General features: G+C 45.7%; 14 protein-coding genes. All 14 read right to left on the reverse strand.

The annotated features are described in order from the left end of the window. Positions 1 to 142: 142 nt before the first annotated feature. The 14 genes from AB4167_RS16390 to hemL all read right to left on the reverse strand — a co-directional run bounded on the left by AB4167_RS16390 (position 143) and on the right by hemL (position 22,939). Positions 143 to 1,555, reverse strand: a complete 1,413-nt coding sequence (locus AB4167_RS16390; RefSeq protein ID WP_372136759.1) for a phosphoglucomutase/phosphomannomutase family protein — start codon at positions 1,553 to 1,555, stop codon at positions 143 to 145. Between the two features lie 74 nt (positions 1,556 to 1,629). After that, positions 1,630 to 4,035 carry a GH36-type glycosyl hydrolase domain-containing protein gene (locus AB4167_RS16395; protein WP_017066806.1) on the reverse strand — a complete coding sequence of 802 codons (2,406 nt, stop codon included), beginning with the start codon at positions 4,033 to 4,035 and terminating at the stop codon, positions 1,630 to 1,632. 128 nt (positions 4,036 to 4,163) lie between these two features. Next, on the reverse strand, positions 4,164 to 6,110 hold the full coding sequence (locus AB4167_RS16400; protein WP_372136760.1) for a beta-N-acetylhexosaminidase: 1,947 nt from the start codon (positions 6,108 to 6,110) through the stop codon (positions 4,164 to 4,166). Between the two features lie 12 nt (positions 6,111 to 6,122). Then, positions 6,123 to 7,007, reverse strand: coding sequence for an N-acetylglucosamine kinase (locus AB4167_RS16405; protein WP_017066804.1), 885 nt, complete (start codon positions 7,005 to 7,007; stop codon positions 6,123 to 6,125). A gap of 2 nt (positions 7,008 to 7,009) precedes the next feature. Beyond that, complete coding sequence (locus AB4167_RS16410) at positions 7,010 to 8,731, reverse strand: glycoside hydrolase family 9 protein (RefSeq protein WP_136981635.1); 1,722 nt, start codon at positions 8,729 to 8,731, stop codon at positions 7,010 to 7,012. 98 nt (positions 8,732 to 8,829) lie between these two features. Beyond that, positions 8,830 to 9,825 carry an ABC transporter ATP-binding protein gene (locus AB4167_RS16415; RefSeq protein ID WP_017059411.1) on the reverse strand — a complete coding sequence of 332 codons (996 nt, stop codon included), beginning with the start codon at positions 9,823 to 9,825 and terminating at the stop codon, positions 8,830 to 8,832. An 87-nt stretch (positions 9,826 to 9,912) separates the two neighbouring features. Then, the gene (locus AB4167_RS16420; RefSeq protein WP_017059410.1) at positions 9,913 to 10,896 is read right to left on the reverse strand and encodes an ABC transporter ATP-binding protein; all 984 of its coding nucleotides are present in this window, start codon (positions 10,894 to 10,896) and stop codon (positions 9,913 to 9,915) included. Positions 10,897 to 10,898: 2 nt separating this feature from the next. Next, the gene (locus AB4167_RS16425; RefSeq protein ID WP_017056648.1) at positions 10,899 to 11,924 is read right to left on the reverse strand and encodes an ABC transporter permease; all 1,026 of its coding nucleotides are present in this window, start codon (positions 11,922 to 11,924) and stop codon (positions 10,899 to 10,901) included. A gap of 2 nt (positions 11,925 to 11,926) precedes the next feature. Continuing rightward, on the reverse strand, positions 11,927 to 12,913 hold the full coding sequence (locus AB4167_RS16430) for an ABC transporter permease (RefSeq protein WP_136981636.1): 987 nt from the start codon (positions 12,911 to 12,913) through the stop codon (positions 11,927 to 11,929). 169 nt (positions 12,914 to 13,082) lie between these two features. Then, positions 13,083 to 14,765, reverse strand: coding sequence for an ABC transporter substrate-binding protein (locus tag AB4167_RS16435; RefSeq protein WP_017056650.1), 1,683 nt, complete (start codon positions 14,763 to 14,765; stop codon positions 13,083 to 13,085). A 711-nt stretch (positions 14,766 to 15,476) separates the two neighbouring features. Beyond that, entirely contained in the window at positions 15,477 to 18,866 is a 3,390-nt protein-coding gene (locus tag AB4167_RS16440; RefSeq protein WP_372136761.1) for a response regulator, read from the reverse strand. A 216-nt stretch (positions 18,867 to 19,082) separates the two neighbouring features. Then, entirely contained in the window at positions 19,083 to 20,105 is a 1,023-nt protein-coding gene (rsmC, locus tag AB4167_RS16445) for a 16S rRNA (guanine(1207)-N(2))-methyltransferase RsmC (RefSeq protein ID WP_050620013.1), read from the reverse strand. A gap of 110 nt (positions 20,106 to 20,215) precedes the next feature. Further along, positions 20,216 to 21,301 carry an AI-2E family transporter gene (locus tag AB4167_RS16450; protein WP_136981638.1) on the reverse strand — a complete coding sequence of 362 codons (1,086 nt, stop codon included), beginning with the start codon at positions 21,299 to 21,301 and terminating at the stop codon, positions 20,216 to 20,218. Positions 21,302 to 21,643: 342 nt separating this feature from the next. After that, entirely contained in the window at positions 21,644 to 22,939 is a 1,296-nt protein-coding gene (hemL, locus tag AB4167_RS16455; protein ID WP_372136762.1) for a glutamate-1-semialdehyde 2,1-aminomutase, read from the reverse strand. Between the last annotated feature and the right edge of the window lie 158 nt (positions 22,940 to 23,097).

Raw genomic sequence — 23,097 nt, forward strand, 5'->3', positions numbered from 1 at the left:
CTCATAGTACCGCTAATTCTCGATGAGCCATAAAAAAGCCCAGCACTTTAATCTAAAGTACTGGGCAAAAGCTCTTCATCTATAGGGGTTAACAAGGCAGTGATTTGTTAAGTCCCATACAAGACTGCTGCGCTCTATAAGCCTATAGAGAGAGGAAGTCTTTCACTTTTTGAAGAACATGTTCTGCAGTGTCTTTATCTTCCATTTCAGCGAAGATTCGTAGCAATGGCTCAGTTCCTGAGAAACGAGCAATCACCCAGCCGCCATTCTTGAAGTACACCTTGGCACCATCTTCATAGCTGACTCTTTCAATTTCGTATTCAAATTCAGGCAGTTGCTTCTCGACGTAGATCTTAGTGTAGAGCGCTTCTTTCTCTGAAGGTTTAAACTTATAATCGCCTTCTGCGGTGTAGGCATAGCCATATTTAGAGTAAATCTCATCAAGTAATTCAGACAGCTTCTTGCCTGTCACACTGATCATCTCAACCAGTAAGCTTGAAGCAAATACGCCATCCTTACCTTTGATATGACCACGAATGGTTAAACCCCCCGAACTTTCGCCGCCAATCAGAGAGTCATCGGCCTCCATTTGTGAGCTGATGTGCTTAAAGCCTACAGGAACCTCAAAGCTCTTCTCACCATGATCCGCCGCGACTTTATCCAGTAGATGTGTGGTTGCGATGTTACGAACGACAGAGCCCTTCCAACCTTTGTATTCCAGCAAGTAGTAGTAAAGTAGGAGTAGTACTTCGTTAGGGTGAATGAAGTGACCTTTCTCATCGATGATTCCCAAACGGTCAGCATCGCCATCAGTACCAATACCAATGTCATAGCCTTCTGCTGCAACTAAGTGCTTCAAGCGATACAGCGTTGCAGCATTTGGCGACGGCATTAAGCCACCAAAATCTGGGTTTTTGCCATCGTTGATGACGTCGACATCACAGCGACCGTTAATCAGCACGGTTTGCAGAGCGTTTTTCGCCACACCAAACATTGGGTCGATCAGCACGCGTAGATTCGCTTTCTTAATCGATTCAATATCGATGGCATTAATGATGGAATCAACAAAGGCGTTCATCGGGTTGATGATTTCGATCTCTTTGTCATTCAACGCTTGCTCGAAATCGACACGAATAATATCTTCGTTGGTCAGTGTTGCGATTTGCTGTTCGATCTTCTCTGTGATGATCTCATCAGCATCACGGCCACCTTCAATGAATACCTTGATGCCATTGTAATCGGCTGGGTTGTGAGAGGCGGTAATACACGCCGAGTAGGTGCATCCCATCTCTTTTGCTTGGAACATCACGATAGGTGTTGGAACAAACTTATCGATGAAGCTTACTTTGATGTTGTTCGCCGCAAGTACTTCTGCAAACCAACATGCGGCTTTATCGGAAAGGAAACGACGGTCATAGCCGATCACAAACCCATTCTTGGCTGCATCTTCGTTGTTGATGATGTTAGCGAGTGCTTGCGCTACCAAACGGACGTTTTCTCTAGTGAACTCCTCACCAATGAAAGCGCGCCAGCCACCTGTACCAAATTTAATCATTAGAAAATCCTTTTAGTCTCATTGTCTCAAGCCTGTAAAGACTTGAGACAAGAGCTGTTCGTTAAATTGCGTGACTAGCCTAGAACAACGACAACATCGTTCACGCTGCCTTCTGCTTGTACTGGGATAGCGCCTTCAACTGATTCACCATTGATAGTGATAGAGGCAACGCCTTTGCTTACTGCATTCGGGTTTTGCACTGTGATGTTATAAGTCGCGCCACGCCATTGACGAGTAACCTCGAATTCTGGCCAATCCGTTGGGATACAAGGATCAACCGTTAATCCTTCGAAGCCAGTACGAACACCTAGAATGAAGTTGGTTACCGCAAAGTAAGCCCAACCAGAGGTGCCTGTTAACCATGGGTGGTTTGCACGGCCGTGGTCTTGGTGGTCTTTACCCATGATGAACTGCACGTACGAGTATGGTTCTGCGTAGCGTGTTTCAATCATGTCATTTTGGTTGTATGGGTTTAGTGCGTCGTAGAATTTCATCGCACGGTCACCACGGCCTAGCTTCGCTTCTGCCACCCAGGCCCATGGGTTAGGGTGAGAGAAGATTGCGCCGTTCTCTTTTACGCCTTGGTAAACGCGAGTTACGAAGCCGATATCATCGTTTGGTGTTGCAAATGATGGAGAGTTTAGGTGTAGGCCGTATTCAGAGAATAGGTTCTCATCGACTGCGTCCATCGCTTTCTCACCGCGTTCTTGAGATACCGCACCAGATAGAACCGCGAGCGTGTTTGACTCAAGGTGCACACGACCTTCAGCTTGTTGTGCTGTACCGATCTTGTCGCCATTTTTAGTCAGACCACGGATGTACCAGCCACCTTCGTCATCCCAAAGATGCGTTTCACATGCTTCGCGAACGTTAGCAGCCATTTCAGTGTATTTCGCAACGTCAGCATCGTTATTGCGGAACTTAGCAAGATCTAGGAATTCTTGTAGCGCCCAGAAGTGTAGGAATGAAACCATTGAAGATTCACCACCACCTAGGTTCAAACAGTCATTCCAGTCAGCACGAAGGCCTTTACAGATACCCGTTTGACCCACGTATTCAGCAGAGAAGTTCAGTGCCGCTTTCATGTGTTCATAAACTGTCGCTTCGCCACCGTCTGCGTATGGAATCACTTCATCGAAGAAGTCGTGCTCACCGGTTTCCATCACGTACTTGATGATGGTTGGAACGATCCATAGGTGATCATCAGAACATGTATCTTCAATGCCGTGGATCTTGTCGTCATCTGACGGTGTTGGAACAACTGTTGGTGATTTTGATGGCTCAACGTCGGCTTTCTCTGGATCGAACCAGTCAGGATCGAACAAGTGTAGACCGTAGCCCGCTTTCACTTGGCCGCGAAGCAGGTCGATAATACGTTTCTTGGTCATTTGTGGGTTGGCATGGGGTACTGAAATAGCATCTTGAGCCGTATCACGGTAACCAAGACCAGTACGACCGCCAACTTCGATGAATGATGCAAAGCGTGACCAAACCACACAGGTTTCCGCTTGGTATAGCGTCCACGTGTTGATCATTGTGTCTAAGCCTTCGTTTGGCGACTTAACTTGGAATTTGTTGCAACGCTCGTCCCAGTGATCTTTGATGCCTTGGAAAGCGGCGTCTACGTTTGCTGTGTCTTGGTACTTCTCACGTAGGCGTTCACCGTTGCCTTTACCGATACCGAGTACATACGCAAAGCGAACTTCTTCACCGGGTTGAATCGTAAATTGCTTGTGCAGAGAACCACAATGGTTGTAACAAGTTTGAGCGCTGTTAGAACACTTACCGTTTTCAACCGCAATTGGATTTGCTTCATCACGGTACATACCAAGGAAGTTGTCACGTTGGCCATCGTAGCTGTCTGGTGAGAAAGTTGAAGCTAGGTAGTAGAAGCCTTCAAAGTCGTTAGTGTTGTAGTACAGGTCGTATTCCAGAACACCTTCTTGGTAAGACGTGCCCGCAGAGTACAAAGACATCTGATGGTTTTGATTGTCTGATTGAATATGGCTGAAAGAGAACTCAACAAACGAGAAAGTGCTGATAGTACGTGGCTTGTCAGTGTTGTTCTTTAATACAACGTCCCAAACTTCTGCATCTTCACCCTTAGGTACGAATAGCGTCTTGGTTGCGGTAATGCCGCTGTATTCACATTTGAACTTTGAGTATGACAGGCCGTGACGAACCTCGTAGTTCGCTTCATCTAGGCTCTTGGCCACTGGTTGCCAAGAGATAGACCAGTAATCACCCGTCTCATCATCACGCAAGTAAACATAGTGTCCAGGACGGTCAAAGGTGCCGTTTGGACGGAACTTAGTAACACGGTTGTATTCCGGAGAGTTGTAGAACGAGTAACCGCCCGCATTGTGCGAAATCACGGTACAAAACTTTTCAGTACCTAGGTAGTTGGTCCAAGGTGCTGGTACATCAGGGCGAGTGATGACGTATTCGCGATTGTCGTTATCGAAATAGCCGTATTTCATTGTCATTTCCTTTTTAACAAACTGCATCTATGCAGCTAATTTTTAAATAGTGATGCTGAGTCTTATCTGACTGAGCACCTTAATTTGAGTTAGCAAGCGCTCGATGTGAGTGTTGCTTTGGTTTTGTTTTATTGAGCTTTCCAAGGGTTGCGATAGTCAACATTGAGTCTGTCGAGTAGCGGCAAGTGACCCTTTAGGCGAGACAGGTAATCTAGCCAGTTTCGGTTGTTTTTATGTGTCCAACATCCTTCAGCTAAAGCGCTAATTCTTGGAAATACCATGTAATCCATACGCTTTTGGTTGGTGACGATCTCACACCATAGAGCACACTGAATTCCGCGGATCCGCTTACGAATTGGGTCGGTGTCGGATATCTCAGCAAGCGCTTCGTAGGTATAAGCTTGTTCTAATGGGATAACGGCAGCCCAATCTACGCCCGGCTCTTCCGGTGCATAATCTTGGGTCATGTCGAGATAGGTAAATTGTGCAGGTTGCAATACCACATCAAAGCCTTGGCGAGCGCAGTTCACAGCCGCTTCTTCACTGAGCCATGAATAGATGATGGTCTCTTTGCTCACCTTGTCGCCGTGCTGAGCTTCTTCCCAGCCCACCATGCGTTTGCCGAGTTGCTTAAGCTTATTCTCGGCATAGCGGAATAGGTGACCTTGCAAATCTTTGCTGTCTTGGTATTGATGTTCTTTCATCAGCGCTTGAGCTGCAGGGCTGTTAGTCCATACGCCCGGTGGTACTTCGTCTGCGCCCATGTGAATCAATTCGCTAGGGAATAGCTCTGCGACTTCTTCAATAACCGCATCTAAGAACTGGTAAGTGCCCGGTAAACCTGGATTTAACACATTGTCGTTGTAGTGCTGAATGCTCTTGTATTGAGTGGTATCCGCTTGCTCTACCAGCATGTCAGGCAGTGATTTGATTGCGGCACGGCAGTGTCCCGGAATATCGATCTCTGGGATCACCGTGATGCTGCGTTGCTCTGCATATTCAATGACTTCACGAATTTGTTGTTGCGTGTAGAAGCCGCCGTAGTTTTCCGCAATGTGGGTATATTGCGGCTCTAGTGCATGATCAGGGCCACGCCAAGCGCCAATTTCTGTTAGCTGTGGCAGGCTCTTTATCTCAATTCTCCAACCTTCATCGTCAGTTAGGTGCCAATGAAATACGTTGAACTTGTAGTGCGCCAGTTGATTGATTAAACGCTTCACTTGCTCTACTGAGTGGAAGTGACGAGCGCAGTCCAACATCATGCCGCGGTATTTGAAACGAGGTTGGTCGGCGATTTTGCAACATGGCACAGAGAAGCGTTCAGCATTTTGTTGTTGAACTAATTGGATTAAGCTAGCTACTGCATGAGTGAAGCCTGATTGACTGCCTGATTCTACGACCACTTGTTGAGTTGTGATTGTTAGCTTGTACTCGGCTTCATCTAACGTCGGGTTGCTGCGAAATAGAATGTTGCCGCTTTCGTCTTTTGAAAGTTCAGCTGAAAGCGCGGTCGAAAGAGACAGCTCAAAGGTCGAGAGCAACTCTTGCTGGAACCAAGAGACTGCCTTATCAGCAAGATGAGATTGAACCTCAATTCTGCAGTCGTTATTTAGCGCGAAACTACCTTGCTGAAATTCGATCTGATTAGGCTGAGGAATCAATGCAATCTCAGCAGCGTTAACTTCAGGTATTTGATTGCGTTCACGGTATGGCGAAGCCAGTACTATGGGTGATATCGCGACAGGCAGTACCGATGTTTCTCCATCATTATGTGACTGGATAAAGGCATCGTTAAGGCCATCAGAATAGAAGCGGAATGGTGCGCTTTGAATACTGAATTCAAGGTAGTAATGGTTGTTGGCCTTTAACACTGACGAACTTGGTGTGAATGAGCAAAAGCTGCCAACTTGAGTCAGCTCTCCTTGCGATAAACTCTCTGGAAGGATGAAACGATCAAATGCAAAGTGCAGAGACCAATCTTTTACGTCGAGGTCACTTAAGTTATGTACCGTAAGGCCAAATCGGCAGTTATTTTTTTGTTCAGAAAGAACAGCTAAGTCGATGCGATAATTCATATAACTTCCCTGCTAAGCCTGTTGATACAAGTTGTGTTGTGGTTTTCCGGCAAACATCAATGCGCCTTCAATAGCGTCGAATTGAGGTTTAACGATCCATTGTTGTACTGGTGGTGATAGCCAGTTGAGAATACGCTCAGCGATACTTCCCATTAAGCACACCTTGTCAGCGCCTTTTCGATGCAGTGCTAAGACAAACATTTCGATATCAGCCGCGGTTTGCTTGAGCATATCGATAGCCAGTTCGTCACCTTCGTTAGCGAGTTGAAAAATAACTGGTGAGAATTGACCGTAATCCTTTGGAATAGCACCTTTTGACCATTCGACAATGGCATCCACATCATTATTAAAGTGATTCATCACATGTAGAGTCAGCGGGGTTTTGTTGCGAATACCGTCTTCTGCAAGCAAGACTTGTTGAATCAAACGTAAGCCCATCACTGCGCCGCCGCCTTGATCTGAAATCGGAAATTCACGACCGCCAACCACATATTGCTCACCGTCTTTTAGGAAGATACCGCAAGAACCCGTACCACCGATCATGATTGCGCCGTCTTGGCCATTGTGAGCACCAATGCAAGCGCCATAAGCGTCGGTATTTAGTGTCATGCTTGCGAAAGGGTGTGGTTGAGCCATGAAGTCGAACCATGCTGATTTTTGCTCAGCGCCAGCCAGCGCTAGGCCAACATGCATATTTGAAAAATGGTCTGAGTTGAGTTGCCCTTGTTGTGCCGCTTTTGTGATGGCATCAATAATTGAGCTCATCGCAACATCAACACCCAAAAGGATGTTGCCACTGCCACTTTTCGCTTCACCAATCAGTTTGCCTTGAGCGTCACGAATACGAGCACGACAAGAAGTACCACCACCATCAATACCGACGTAGTAAAGAGTCATGATTATTGCTCCTTACGCTGAGCTAAGAAGTTGAACTGTGCAGCGGTTGCTAATAAGAACCACGCACCATGAGGGATCCATTGCTCACCCCAGCGCCAGTTTTGAAGCATGTCATCTTTTTGTGCTGGTGGATTGAACGCAATGTCTTGTTCATCTTCAAAACCAGCTGTGATGCCATTACAGATACCGCCTTTCGCATTGAAGAACCCAAGCTGAGGTAGGTAGTCTGGGTTGTTATGGCCATGACCATCGAGCATGCACATGTGGTATGGGTTGAGGCCCAAGATCCAATCAAGGCTATTTTGTGAAAGCTGGATTAAGCGCTCTTGAAGTTCGCTATCTTTAATGTGCGGTTGAACTAGGTAAGCCATGGTTGCGAGTGAGCCAAGGCGTGCGTTCTCGCCTTGCCACCAGTAACCGGTTTCGTTCTGTTGAGCGACGAAGAAGGCATCACGTTTATCACCATCGACAGATTTAACGTATTGTCTTGGATAGCCAAATGGGTTGGTGACTTTGTCGGTGATGTTGATTTCGAACTGACAAGCTTGTTCAACAACTGTGCGCGCCTGTTCTTTTAATTCAGCATCGGTTTCATTGTCGATGTATTCACATAGTGCAATCACAGGAAGACCGGCTTCAGCTGCGTGAAAGTATGGACGAGAGCCATCAGAGTTTGCCGACCAGAAGTGCTCAAATGAATCATCGGATTGCTGACGAGAGATTAAACGAGTCGCCCAAGTTCTTGCTTCTGATAGGTATTGCTGGTCTTGTGTTACGCGATACAGCTCATTGGCTGCGAGTAGGGCGCAATACTCATCGATGATGTTCTCTTCACCATCGTTTAGATACTGGAGGTTGTACTCTTTTAGATGCCAGTAACCCTTAACCGCCATTTCAAGGTATGTGTGGCTCGAGTAGCTGCCAGAGATTTCAAGCTCAGAAGCTGCGGCTAATGCTGCGATAGCAACACCTGCACCTTGTCGGTAGCCCGCTTGTAAGTCCGTTGATTTATGACCTTCTTGAGTCGCATAAGCGCAGATATCGCGTTGGTTGATATCTTTGCTCCATTTGTCGAATACCGTCATATAGAAGTATCCGTCAGCGTCTTGCATACGCACTAAGAAGTCGGCACCGAACAGAGCCTCTTCCGTTAGACGAGTCATGGAGAATTTCGGGAAGTCTGGGTTATGGCTAGTCAAGCGTACGCTTTTTAGCATGTTCCAAACGACCATCGGAATTTGTTGTGGGTTTAGGTAGTTACCATAAGACAGGTGGCTAAAATATTTACTGACATCACCTGATGCGTCATACCATCCACCGTGGACATCGACGTATCGGTCGGTACCTAGAATTTGTGCTTGTCGATCTTTTTTGTCGAAAATACCGCCACAGCGTTGTGACTTAAAGTAATGAAGCACATCAGAAAACGTGTGGTTCATTAATAGGTTGCTACCAATCTCAAATACTTCTGAACGCAGGTTGTCAAAACGTAGGTAGTAGCGACCAGATTCAGTGACTGAACTGAAATCAATAGTGAAGAATTGCCCTTGATGCCAGTTTGCTACGCGGCCTTGTTTTACAACATCAAAGTTGCCCACAGTAATATGGTTGTCAGCACACACCAAAAGTGCAGACGTACTCGATAAACGAGTCTTTTTTGTTTGTAAGATCGCTTGCTTGGGAGCCGAAGATTCGTAGCCAATATGGTTGGTCAATAACAGCATCAATATTCTCCAAAGGTCCTAGTTTCTTTTGGCTAGGTACCTGAATTAGTTTGGATATAAATAGTTAGGGCCCGCAGACCCTAACTCAGTTTTAATGTTTAGCTTTCGTGTAGGTAACAACGAACAAAGTGGTTATCGGCTAATTGGGTCACACCCGGCAGTTGCTCTTTACACTTGTCCATTGCGTGAGTACAACGGCCAGCAAAAGGGCAACCAGCTGATACTGGAGTCCACAGAGGAATCTCCCCTTTATTGCCAGCAAGTTGTTCGTGGATCGATTTCTTAGGATCTGGAACAGCAGAAACAAGCAATTGCGTGTATGGGTGCTGAGGGTTAGCAATTACGTCATCGGTATCGCCCCATTCCACCATGTGTCCTACGTACATCACTGAAAGATCTTCAGCGATATAACGAGCAGTTGCGATATCGTGAGTGATGTAAAGCAGAGACATTTGCTTCTCAAACTTCATCTCTTCCATCAGGTTCAAAACACCGGCACGAATCGATACATCAAGCATTGATGTTGGTTCATCGGCTAATACAACTTCGGCACCTACCGCGATGTTGCGGGCTAGGTTGACACGTTGACGCTGACCACCAGACAGTTGGTGAGGGTACTTTTTCGCCGTCTCTTTTGGCGGAATGAGACCTACTTGCTCTAAAAGATCGTAAACGCGTTCTTCTAGCTCTTTCTTATTGCCCGGAGATACTTTCTTGTGGATCAACAGTGGTCGAGCTATGTGGTGGAAGATATTGTGCGTTGGGTTCAATGAACCAAACGGGTCTTGCCATACCATCTGCACGCCTTCACGGTAGTGCATAAGATCTTTTCTGCTTGAGATCTCTTGGATATCACGACCTTTGTATTCGATCGTGCCGCCTGAAGGTGCGTACATTTTTGCGATCATTTTTGCGGTTGTTGATTTGCCTGAACCAGACTCACCAACCACTGCTAGGCCACGGCTTTTGTACATCTTGAATGACACGTCGTTAATCGCACGCATCATTGGGGTTTGAATGGTGGTACTGCTTATTGGGAAGTCTTTTACGACATTCTTGCCTTCTACCAATAATTGACCGAAATCTTTGCTCATAATTGTCTCCAGAATCCTTATTCGCTTTGCTTGTTTTTAGGCGGTCGAGCCGCCTTGTTCGTTATTCACGCTGAGTCAGCGTGCAAGCTATAGCTTCCTTTGTACTATTGGGTCACCGTACAGGTGGCAGTTAGACAAATGTCCCGGGTCGATAGAACGCAGCTTGGTTGGCACCTTGGTACACTTTTCATGTACACGGTCACAACGAGCTTGGAAACGACACCCTTCAGGGATCTCTAACAGGTTCAGAGGGTTACCCGGAATACCTGCTAACTTTGTCTTTGGCCCTGTCAGTGGAGGGAAAGAATTTCCCAGCCCTTTGGTGTAAGGGTGGTAAGGGTTTTCTAGAATATCTTGAGAGTTAGCCACTTCGATTAGCTCACCTGAGTACATGATGCCGATGCGGTCAGAGAACTCGACCATCAATGACAAGTCATGGGTGATGAACAGAATTGAGAAGCCAAATTCTTCTTTTAGTGCATAGATCTTTTGTAGGATTTCGCGTTGCACAACCACATCAAGTGCGGTTGTCGGCTCATCCATAATGATCAGCTTTGGATTCAGTGCTAACGCGATAGCAATAACCAAGCGCTGACGCATGCCGCCAGAGAATTGGTGAGGATAGTCACTCAATCGGCTCGGGTGAATATCGACGATTTCAAGTAGACCTTCAGCACGCTGCTTAGCTTGCTCGCGAGTCATGTTGGTGTGACGCATGATTACGTCACAGAACTGCTCTTCCATCGGTAGTACTGGGTTGAGTGCGTTCATCGCGCTCTGGAATACCATCGACATCTCACTCCAACGGAACGACTGCATACGGTCATCACTGTATTCAAGGATGTTCTCACCGTTGAAGATAACCTCACCACCACTGATGTAAGCGGGCGGCTTATGAAGACGCATAAGAGAGAAAGCGACCGTTGATTTACCACAGCCAGATTCACCAGCTAGGCCGAAGACTTCACCTGGAGCGATGTCGAAACTTACGTTGTTACACGCACGAACATCGCCAGACTCTGTGATGTAATCCACGCATAAGTTGCGGATAGAAATTAGTGGTTCAGACATGATTATTTATCTCCGCTCCAAAGTGCATTTTGTGGTGGTAGTTCTGGTTCACGTTCTTCTTTGTCTTGAGCTGCTAGTTTCTTCCAACGCTTCATGCCTTTGTGAGAACGCAGTTGCGGGTTAGCAATCTCATCGACCGCGAAGTTAAGTAGAGCAAGGCCAGTTACAAGTAGTGTCAGTGCGATACAAGGAGCCAGCAGTTCCCACCAAGCGCCAATCAGCATTGATGAAGAGGTTTGAACGTTGTAAAGCATGATGCCCCAGCTGATTGTGTTCGGGTCACCAAGACCTAGGAACGAGATGGTTGCTTCCATCATGATTGCGTACATCACCGAACCGATGAAGCTTGCGCCAACGATAGAGATAAGGTTTGGCAGAATCTCTACGAAGATGATGCGGAATGAAGATTCACCCAAAACTTCAGCGGCTTTTACAAACTCTTTTTCACGCAGTGCTAAGGTTTGGGAGCGAACAACACGGGCACCCCAAGCCCAAGACATAAAGCCGATAACCAAGGTTATGGTGAGTGGCCCTGCCTCACCGATAAAGGCTGCTACTACGAACAGTAATGGGTATTGAGGGATTACCAGCATGATGTTCATTGCGGCTGTTAGAACGTCATCGACACGGCCACCGAAGTAACCTGCAGAAACACCAATAACAGTTGCGAGTAAACATACGGTTAGACCCGCACCAAAACCTACAGCAAGAGATACGCGTGCGCCGTATACCACTTGAGACCAAACGTCACGACCCATACGAGTTGTACCTAGTACGTGGTCTGCCTTTTTAGACATGATCAATGTACGACGGTCGTCTGCTAGATTTTGAGCAACCCAGCCATCAGGGTTAGTTTGTGCAGACTTCACCACGAAACCAGGATATTCGTGTGGGTTACCTGTACGCTTGTCTGGTACATGTTTGGTGATTAATGGAGCTGCAATCGCGCCAAGAATAAAAATACTTAGGATGATGACGCCTGTTAGGGCCATCGGGTTACGCCAAATGAGTTTTAAAAAGTCTTTCATGATTATTTACCACCCTTACGAAGACGAGGGTCAAGAACAACGTAAAGCATGTCTGCAACTAGGTTAAAGAACAGCATGAATAGCGTCATGATAAGCAGCTGACCTTGCAGTACTTGGTAATCACGAGCGTTAATTGCGTTGAAAAGTACGCTGCCAAGACCTGGGTAGTTGAAGATGATTTCGATAATTAGCTGACCACCGATTGCCATACCTAGCGACATAGAAAGTGCTGTCACACTTGGTAGCATTGCGTTACGCGCTGCGTAGTTGAATACCACTCGGTTTTCGCTCAGGCCTTTGCCTTTCGCCATAGTGATGTAGTCTTCAGCAAGCAGGTTGATCATGTTGTTACGCATGTTGACTAGGAAGCCACCAATTTGAACAACTGAAGCACAGAACAGCGGTAAGAAAGCATGGTAAGCCACATCTTTAATGAATGCCCAGCTTGTCCAATCAGGTACAGTACCAGCGGTGTAAGCGTAACCCGTCGGGAACCACTTCAAGCCGATTGCAAAGGTAAATAGTGCAATCATCGCGATAACGACTTGAGGAACGGCTTGTAGAATCAGCATTCCTGGCGTTACGAAGGCATCGTACTTACTGCCGCGTTTCCAGGCTGCGAAAATACCTAGGATTGAACCAATCGAGAAAGAAAGAATAACTGCGGTGCCGGCTAAGAAAAGCGACCAACCGAATGCTCCACCCAACAGTGTGTTTACAGAAAGTGGGTAGAATTGAATTGATGTACCAAGTTCCCAGCTAAGAATGTTCTTCATGTACGCCACGTATTGAACTAAGTAGCCACCATCAACGAAGCCTAATAGTTCTTTCATTGCAGCAATACGCTCTGGAGTAACTTGTACAGAAGCGTTCGCAAACATCATGGTAACTGGGTCACCAGGCATTGCTCTTGGAATAATAAAGTTTAACGTCGCAGCAACTAATAGCGCGACAAAATAAAATGACAAACGTCTTAAAAAATAACCCATAACTCACACCTTACTCACCCAGATTGTTTCCCTGTTTCTGGATTCAGGTCGCTCCTAGCGAAATTTGGAACGAAAAATCCCCTGACGACTAGCGCCATACTTTCAATTGAGAGTGTGGGGATTTTTATAAGCGGCGTAAGAGGTTACGCCGCAAGGATTGAACGATTACTTATTTAACTGGTTTTAGGTCCAGTACATGAAGTAGACGCTCTGGAATACCAGCCCAAATGTTTGGACGGCCTTTTGGATTTTCTTCGTTCCACCAACCAGTGAAGCGAGTTGTGTTGTATTGGTACATGTAAGCACCAGACATCACAGGGATTGTCACTTGGTCTGCAGCGATGATTTGCTGGATACCGTGTGCAATGTCTAGCTGCTCGTTCTTATCAGCTGTTTTGTAGAAGCTGTTTAGAAGACCATCTAGCTTGTCGTTTTTGTAGAAGTGCATTGCGAAACGAGGCATACCATCACCAGATTGTAGTGATGAGTTGTAAGCACTGTTCCAGTACGTGTATGGATCCGCACCGTGGAAGTAGTTTGTGTATGCTACGTCGTATGTACCTTCAAGCATTGCTTGGTTGTAAACAGAGAAGTCAGGTGTACGAGCTTTTGCTTTAATACCGATTTCGTTTAGCTGTTCTACCGCTAGTTGAACTGTGTTGTTGAAGTCAGTCCAGCCGTTTGGCGATTGAATCATTAGTTCGAAAGACTTGCCTGATGGAGTGTCAACAAAACCATCTTTGTTTACATCTTTGAAGCCAGCGTCAGCAAGAAGCTTCTTCGCGCCTTCAGCGTTGTAAGTGTTGAAGCCTTTGTACTTGTCATGAGTTTTTTCATCAGACCAAGCTTCAAACGCGTAGCCAAGACCCGATGCGAAATCGTTTACAGTACCGCCACCGTAGAATGCGATGTCGATGATAGTTTGACGGTCAAGAGCCATAGAGAAAGCACGACGGAAGTCAACGTTGCTCAATGCTTCATGCTTCGCAGCATCAGGGTGCTTGAAGTTAACGATGAATGCCTGTGTACCTGCTGGCGGGTACCAGTAGTGGTGTTTAGGGCTAGCTGCTGCGTATGTACGATCGATATCTGGAACGAAAGAAGACGTCCAGTCCATTTCACTGTTTACAACTTTACCTAGGAATTGGTCGTTGTTCGCAATTTGTGGAACACGTAGACAGTCAACATCTAGGTTGTCTGCATCCCAGTAGTTCGGGTTTGCACACTGGATGTATAGCTGCGCTGTAAACGTATCGATTTCTGTAAATGGACCAGAACCTACCGGGTTCTCATTGGTAAACGTTGATGGATCTTTAACGTCTTTCCAGATGTGCTTAGGTACTACAGGTACTTTAGCAATCTCGTAAGGTACGTTTGAGTTTGCTTCTGTTAGTGTGAACTTAACTTGGTTGTCGTTCAGTTTTTCTACAGAAGTTACCCAAGAGTTGATACCAGATTGGTCAAGCTCTGGCTTCTCTTTTACAAGGTTGAAAGAAAAAACAACATCATCAGCAGAGAAAGTTTCTCCGTCTGACCATTTAACACCCTTACGAATGTCGAAAACAACGCTCATCAGATCATCTGACATCTTGAAGTTTTCAGCTAGACGGAACACTGGAGTGTTACCGTGCATTTCGTTAAATACTACTAGCGGCTCATACATGAAGTCAGTTGTAGTATGTAGGTTAGTAGCACCAAGGTACGGGTTAAAGTTACGTACGAATGTAGTGTACTCTTTCGGGTGAACGGTCAGTTCACTGCGTTCTGCAGCGGTTGCTACTGATGCAAAACCTGTTGTAGCAGTTGCAATAATTGCTGTTGCTATTGCTGTTTTTTTTATATTGGCAAGCATAGCTGTTCCTTACTATTTGCTTTCATTTCACTAATGGATTGAATGTTATCTGTCGCTAAATTGTTTAGTAGATACACACTCTGGTTAAAGGCCTACCTCTTCTTCGTTGCTCCAGATTCATCGTTGATTCTGAGAAGTGGTAAGAGTGGCCTGTAGGCCTTTGGCAGGAGTAAGAAAACACCTTATCGATGAATTAATCAAACTCGTTTCCCGTCAAAAACGTTAAAAACACACAACCCCACGTCATTAACGTCAAAATAGGTTGCTTTGGTGGTTTTTTGTACGCAATTGTTAAAGTGATGTGACTCGCATTTGGTTTTGAGGTTCTTGAAGGTTGTAAGTGGTCACTAACTTTAAAGGCTTTTTATTATAATGCTTTACCCTAAGTTGGTATAATTGTAGATCTCGGTCACTTGCCAGTTTTACGTTAAATTTCCCTAGAAAATTAAATCTGCCGTTCTGTTGTGACTAGCTTCTCAAACTGCAACAAAGAGTCAGATAACGGTCAGATATGATTGAGAATAGAACGAAAAGTACTGACGGTTACGAGCTCACACTGTACGTAATTGGCGTGAATTCCTCCTTGTTTAAGGGCGTAAAAAAAGTGCGTTGCAAGCGATGGGATTCTACTTTTTGTGATTATTAGGCGTACAAAAAAGCCCACGCCAGGTGGGCTCCATTATTCAAAGTATCGTGATGTTGGTTCAGGGATTAACTGGTCAGTAGTTTCTGAAGTTTATCTCTTAGCATCTCAATATGGGTTCTTTCTGGCGTCTGTTCTTTACAGTGTTCCAGTATGAATTCGATTGAGCTTAGTACCGTTCGCCAGCGAGGGGTTTTCGGTAGGGTTTCTACGCGTAGGTATTTGTCTAGCGTTCGAGTTTGCAGCGTACTGCGGTCTAAGTAGACGCGCCACAAGCCACTCTTCTCGGCGAAAGCGAACTTGGTTTCACCAGTCACCGATTCCCAGTAGATGATGGCATTAGTCATCGCATCGACCAGTACCTCACGCATTAACTCTTGCTTGTTTTTACCTTCACCGGTTGCCTTGTCAGCAAGACGAGTAAATTCTCCGCCAAGCTCTTTCAGCTGCTGTAACTTATCTTTGTCGCCTTCAAAGGCATAACTAGAGAGAGCCTCAACCGCCGTTTCAAGGTTATTGATTCGGTTTGAGTTAACACCACCACCTACATTGAAGATATACATGGTGTCGAGCCCTGAGCCTTCAGGCAGCTTAAGGATGTCACTTGGTATGCGCTGACGTGTATCGTCTATATAGATATCAATATCACCGCAGTAGTGGGCTTGTTCTACCTTAAGGTATTTAGGCGCAATGATCTCGTCGACCATTGAGCGTTTAAGTTGTTCTTGTCCGCGTCTGAATAGCTTCGCCGCAGCTTCGTTAGCAAAGCGAATACGTTGGTCGTCACGAATACAGATGATGGCTTCAGGTGCCGATTCTAGTTGCTCTAATAAGCGGCCTTGAGTTTCTAACAAGTTAGCCTCAACCATCGCTCTATGTTTGAGCTCGAGTTGCAGTTGGTCGTTTTCAAGGCGTCTCTGTTCAGCTTTGCTTGCTGATAGATGTGCTGTAATTCGAGCCGCTAGTTCTTGTTTGTTGAACGGTTTAGACAAGTAGTCATTGGCGCCAGCTTCGAAACCTCGAACACGGTCTTCTGCTTGGTTGAGTGCCGTTAGCATGATGATTGGCAACTGAGCATGATCGTATTGCTTACGCAGTGCTTCACAAACCTGATAGCCGCTCATTCCTGGCATCATGATGTCGAGTAGAAGCAGCTCTGGCTTCTCTTTCTCAATCAGTTCAATGGTTTCAGGGCCATCACATGCAGTACGTACTCGATAACCTTCTAACTTCAAGAAGCTGTCTAATACTCGCAGGTTAACCGGCTCATCATCGGCGATAACCAATAACGGGCCATCTGGGTTTTCACTGATAACACTATTTTCTTGTTGGCTGTTATCAATTAAATCAGGCGCTTGGAAGTGCGAGTAGTGACCTGATTCGTTGTAACTGTCTAACTCATCTTGAGTAGCTAGGGGCAGGGTAAAGCTAAACGTAGTGCCGAGCATTGGTTGGCTACTAACGTACAGTGAACCGCCCATTAGCTCGATCAACTGACGACTGATCGATAATCCAAGCCCTGCACCTTGGCGGTAGTTACTCGCATCTTGGCCTGCTTGAATCAATGGCTCAAAGATGTGCTCAAGGTACTCGGCCGGTATACCTTGGCCAGTATCGACAACTTGTACACGAATGTTGTCATCGATAACGCTGGCAGAGATAACAATTTTACCTTCTGAGGTGTACTTGATGGCATTGCCGACCAAGTTATACATCACTTGCTCAAGTCGTTGAGGATCCGATGAAACCAGACCTAAATCACTTGGGACTTGGTTAATAATACGGATTGGCTTATTGCCCAATAGGTGATGAGACAACTCTAGGACCAAGCTGGTGGCTGCCGACAAATCAACGGCTGATTTCTTAATATCTAAGCTGCCATAGCGCATCTTGTGATAATCAAGCAGATCATCAACCAAGGTCGCCAATCTCTGACCGCTATTGATGATGATATCCAACTGATATTTCTGATTAGCAGGAATAGGGCCGTTAGCTCCAGATATCAACGCTTCAGCGATACCCACCATGCCATGCAGTGGTGTTCTCAATTCATGTGAAGTAGTCGCTAAGAACTCATCTTTGAGTTTATTTGCCAGTTGTAACTCTTCGTTTTGCTTTTGAATGGTCTTAAGGTTGTCCTCAAGCTCATCGTTTTGGCTTTTGATGAGCTGCATTTTTTCACGAATAGATCGCTGCATTCTTTCGAAGCTCACCGCGAGTCGGCCTATCTCATCTTTGCGCTCGGTATTGATCATGGTTTCATCGAGATCACCCGCCGATACTTTTTCGGCAGCCCACGTCAGTTTAAGCAGTGGGGATGTGATGAAGTTAGACAGATAGTGCGATGCAACGACTACCAGAATGATCGCCGTTAGCATCACGATCACGAAGATCTTTTCTAACTGATGAATACGGGCAAACGCCTCTTTCTCTGGCAGCTCTACGACAAGAGCCCATGTTGCGTATTTCAGCTCAATTGGCGTATATGCCGCGATGATCGCTTGATCTAGGGTGTTGTCGAAGGTGCCAACCGCTGTTTCGCCAGCCAATGCTTTATCGACAACATCTAAGCTCAAGTTGATAGATTCTTGTGAATGAGCAAGGCTACGCGGCAGGTGATCATCACCTACAAGCAGCGTTTGAATATTCGAACTCTTGTTGAGATCCGCAATCAGCTTAGTAATGCCGTTGATAGGTAATCTAAACATCGCGTAACTGTGTAGGTAGCCCTGTTGAACGATAGGTGCACCTAGCCATGCGGTCTGTTTACCGTTCTCGTCTTTAAAGTCCGAGACAATAACAGGCGTGTAATCCTCATTAGACTTACGGCGATCGGTGACATCTTTAGCGAGCCGTTGAAAGGTAACGCCTAGGTTTGAATCTTTGTATTTACCTGTCAGCAAGTTAGTGCCGTAATCGTCATTTTTAAAGACGGAGTAAGCAACGTTACCGTTAATATCAACCAATAGAATATCGTCAAAATCGGAGCGTTTAAGCAACTCAAGGTAAGCGTTATGGTAGCGCTTGTGCAGTAGGCGGTAACGCTCACTGCCAATGAAGCTACTGGATTCAGGAAGAATCGATGTTTTGATTTGATCGCCCGATCCTTGAATGTAGCGTTGCTGCGCATTACTGCGTGCTTCGTCAATATCTAACCCTAGACGTTGGAATGCATTGATCAAACCATAGAATCGGCCGCCACTGGCATTGGCTAGTTCAGAACGAACAAAGCCCATCACTTGGGATTCTTGAGCTTGTAGGTAGTCGACAATCTGTTGCTGCTTAGTATCACGGACTGAAACAAGGTGTGAGGTGCTTTGTTCCTGAAGGTCCTGACTGTGCGATTGAAGGAAAAAGATCGCGATAAGTGTCACTGGGGTAATACTGAGGACAAGAAATGCCAGCATTAGGGTATTTTGAAGGCGCTTAAACTTCTGCTTACGATAGAATCTAAACATAAATTGGGTACTACTTTCCTTTGATGTACTGCTAAAAGGGGCGAAAACAAGTACAGAGAATAGAATTAACGGGTTCCAATTTAACGAAATTAACGAGTTTTTTTACTTTGACAAGTAAGTGGTATTTAAAGCGTGTGCAAAAGCTCATTTTTATAGAGTTTTGACAAAAATATGAACAGACAGCGCAGATAATGACCCTGCGCTGTGCTAGAGAGGTTATTTGTTTGCGTGATAGATCGCGAATTTAGTGGTCTTATTTAGAGTCGCGCATTTTCCAAATGCTTGTTCAATAATTGGAATGTATTTTAAGAAACTGTTCGCAACAATAATCATCTCACCAGAACGCTTCAAATGCTTAGGAGCCTGAGCAAGCAAGGTCTCAGTCGCGCTGTAGCTAGTGTCTAAACCTGAATGGAATGGTGGGTTACTGACGATGAACTGGTAGTCTTGTGCAGTGTCTGAATAGACATCGGATGCGAAGACTTTACCCGTTAAACCATTCGCTTCTAGTGTTGCTTGGCTTGATGCCACGGCAAACGCACTGATGTCGCACATTTCTAGCTCGATATCTGGGTTACGAGATGCCATTACCGCGCCTAATACGCCTGCACCACAGCCAAAATCCAGTACCTTGCCTTTTAGTTTTGGCAGGGTGTCCAACAGAAGTTGGCTACCAACATCGAATTGACCGTGACTGAAGACGCCAGGAAGGCTTTTTACCGTCAGAGGTTGTTCATCAATGTTAACCGTGTAGGTCTTAAACCAGTCTTGCAGGTTGAACGCTTGTGGTTGCTCGAAGCATTGACCCCAGTAGAAAGAGCAACGACGCGCTGAATCGTATTTAACAACTTTGCCGTAAGGAGCAAACATCTTCTCGATGCTTTTCACGCCTGAACGGTTTTCACCAACCACGACGATTTCGGTATCTTTGCCTAGCTTGGCAAATAGCATCGCCAACAAAAATTCCGCTTCCGCTTTGGCTTTTGGCCAGTACAGCATCACTAAGTCGGCTTTGGTCTCTTCGGTAAACTCCGCACCATAAAAACGTTGGATGGTGTTGCAGCCTTCTAATTGACGGTAGTAGCTGTAATTAGAAGTAAACACAGAGACAGATTCACAATGCTTCGCTAACTCAACAGGGAACAAGTCTTCTGCCTCACCGGCAACTAAAACATGTTTGCCTTCAAAGTAGGCGAGTTGGCGTTGAGCAATCTGGCTTGGGGCAATATAAGCTGACATAGGACACTCTGTTGAATCGTTAGCAAAAAATGAGGGCGGATTTTCGCATAATCCGCCCAAAGCTTGAAGTGTTTAATACTCGTTCGGCAACCAAGTTGTCGAACCGTTGATTAACTCTTGTCTTGCTGGTTTAAAAAGTCCTTAAACTCTTCATCGTAGATGTTGAATAGGACAATGGTAATCGCAAAAATCAGTGGGCCGTAGATAAGACCAATTAGGCCAAACAGTTGAATACCGCCCAATAGTGAGAAGAAGATCATTAGGGTATTCATGCCTGCGCTGCCTTGCATTAGCAGCGGACGCAGAAGGTTATCAATTGAACCAACAATCGCTACACAGTAAACCGTTAGGAAAATCGCCCACGTGGTATCACCTGTTAGGAACAAGTAAGTTGCAGCTGGGATCCAGATTAATGCGGTTCCCACAACTGGGATGAAAGAGGCAAAGCCCATCATAGTGCCCCAGAATAGACCTGGGAAACCAGCAATCCACATACCTAAACCGCCAGCAAAACCTTGCGCGATGGCGGTTAAGAATGAGCCCATTACTGCTGATTTAGATACTTGCTCTATCTCTGTTAGAAGTTTGTCTTCTTGGCTACGAGACAGCGGCAGAATATGACGAACCACACTGATGATTTTGTCGTGATCTCTTAATAAGAAGAACAAAACGAACAGCATCAAGAAGAAATCCATCAAGAAATTGGTCGCGTCACCTAAGATTTTGGCACTGATACCAACTAACTTAGAACCAAAGCTTGTCGCAAACTCACCGACTTTTTGTGCGATGGCTTGGGGCTCAATGTTGTCGAAAGGCAGGTAGTTATTCACAAATGACAGCGCTTTGACCACTAACGGGTGAGCAAACAGAGTCTGAATGCCACCGTGGGTCACCCATTGGTAAGTATTCTGAGAGAACAGAGAACCTTGCTGAACAATTGCTGCGAATACTGCCAATAAAGGGATAACAATAATGAAAGTCAGAATCACACAAGACAGCAGAGAGACGATGTTTTCTTTATTCGGGAGCTTTTTTTCAAGCCACTCATGGATTGGGAACATCAATAGTGAAATGATAAAGGCCATCACGATAGAGTTAACGTATGGCTCGATAAGCAAGTAACAAGCATAAGCCGCCGCGAGTAGGGCAATGATGATCACCCAGTGGCTGGAATTGATTTTGAGTTTTTCTGACACGGTAATGGTCTCTATATTTGCGTTCTGAGTTTATAATGGCTGCAAAACAGAGAGTTAGCAATGAGGAGTTTTGATAATGGGATGCTGTAATAAAGATAAGAAATGCCAAGACGAAGAACAGCAAACAAAAAAAGAGATCCCTTGGTTCAGAATGTTCCTTGGTACCTTGATGTTGTTGGTTTTCCTTTTCTGGGAACGTTAATGCTTTTGGTTCAGCTTTAGCCTTAGTCGACGGCTAAATAAGCTGTCATATCTGTGGCTGGTGAGCGCGATATATAAAAAAGGGCTGCATTTAATGCAGCCCTAAATTCAATCGGTTAGCGACTTATAAAGTGCTTTCGATTATTTGCTTTCAGCAGCAATGATCGCAAGAGAGCGGTCAGCAGCTTCTAGTGTTGCATCAAGTTCTTTTGAACCATGAGCAAGAGAAGTAAAGCTTGCTTCGAATGCTGAAGGTGCAAGGTAAACACCGTGATCTAACATTAGGTGGAAGAAGCGCTTGAAGCGTTCTACATCACACTTAGTTACATCTTCGTAGCACGTCACAGTTTCTTGGTCAGTGAAGAAGAAACCAAACATACCGCCAACTTGATGAACTAGCATCGGGATGCCGTGCTTGTCAGCAAGTTGCTTGAAGCCTTTTGCCAACTGCTTAGTTTTTGAAGCTAGACGCTTTTCGTTGCCTTCTTCTCGTAGAAGGTTCAAACATGCGTAGCCAGCAGCCATTGCAACAGGGTTACCTGAAAGCGTACCCGCTTGGTAAACAGGGCCAGTTGGTGCGATGTATTGCATCACGTCTTTACGACCACCGAAAGCACCGACAGGCATGCCGCCGCCAATCACTTTACCAAGACACGTTAGGTCTGGCTTGATGTTGTAGTAAGCCTGAGCACAACCTTCAGCAACGCGGAAACCTGTCATTACTTCATCAAAGATTAGCAATACACCTTCTTGATCACAGATTTCACGTAGACCTTCGTGGAAGCCTTCTACAGGAGGGATACAGTTCATGTTACCCGCTACTGGCTCAACGATGATACAAGCGATCTCGCCTTTGTTTGCTGCGAAGATTTCACGTACTGAATCTAGATTGTTGAAGGTTGCCGTTAATGTCAGCTTAGCAAAGTCAGCCGGTACACCAGGAGAGCTTGGTTGACCTAAAGTCAGTGCGCCGGAACCAGCTTTTACCAGTAGACTGTCTGCGTGGCCGTGGTAGCAGCCTTCAAACTTAAGGATTTTGTCACGACCAGTGAAGCCACGAGCTAGACGAATCGCGCTCATTGTTGCTTCTGTACCTGAGCTCACCATACGTAGTTGTTCCATTGATGGAACCATCTCAGATACCAGTTCAGCCATTTTGATTTCAGTTTCGGTTGGAGCACCGAAGCTAAGGCCGCGTTGAGCTGCTGCAATAACTGCGTCACGAATAACCGCGTGGTTGTGACCAAGGATCATTGGACCCCAAGAGCCAACGTAATCGATATACGCTTTACCATCAGCATCAAAAATAAGTGGGCCATCAGCGCGTTCAACGAAGATTGGAGAACCACCTACGCCATTGAATGCACGAACTGGAGAGTTTACGCCACCAGGAATGGTTTGCTGTGCTTTTTCGTACAGCTCTGCTGATTTGGTCATTGATATATCCTCTTTTGACTGTCGGACCAATTGGCACGCATTGTACCTATCCCTAATCCAACTAGGAATGCTTTCGCCCAGATAATCACCCGAATCTGGTTGTTTTGTGTGGTTACACGTTTTAATTGTTAGATATTGGCGAGTTTACAGCAGTAAAA

Origin of the sequence: Vibrio sp. 10N.286.49.E11 (genome assembly GCF_041469505.1) — a bacterium.
In the GTDB taxonomy this organism is placed as follows: Bacteria; Pseudomonadota; Gammaproteobacteria; order Enterobacterales; family Vibrionaceae; genus Vibrio; species Vibrio crassostreae_C.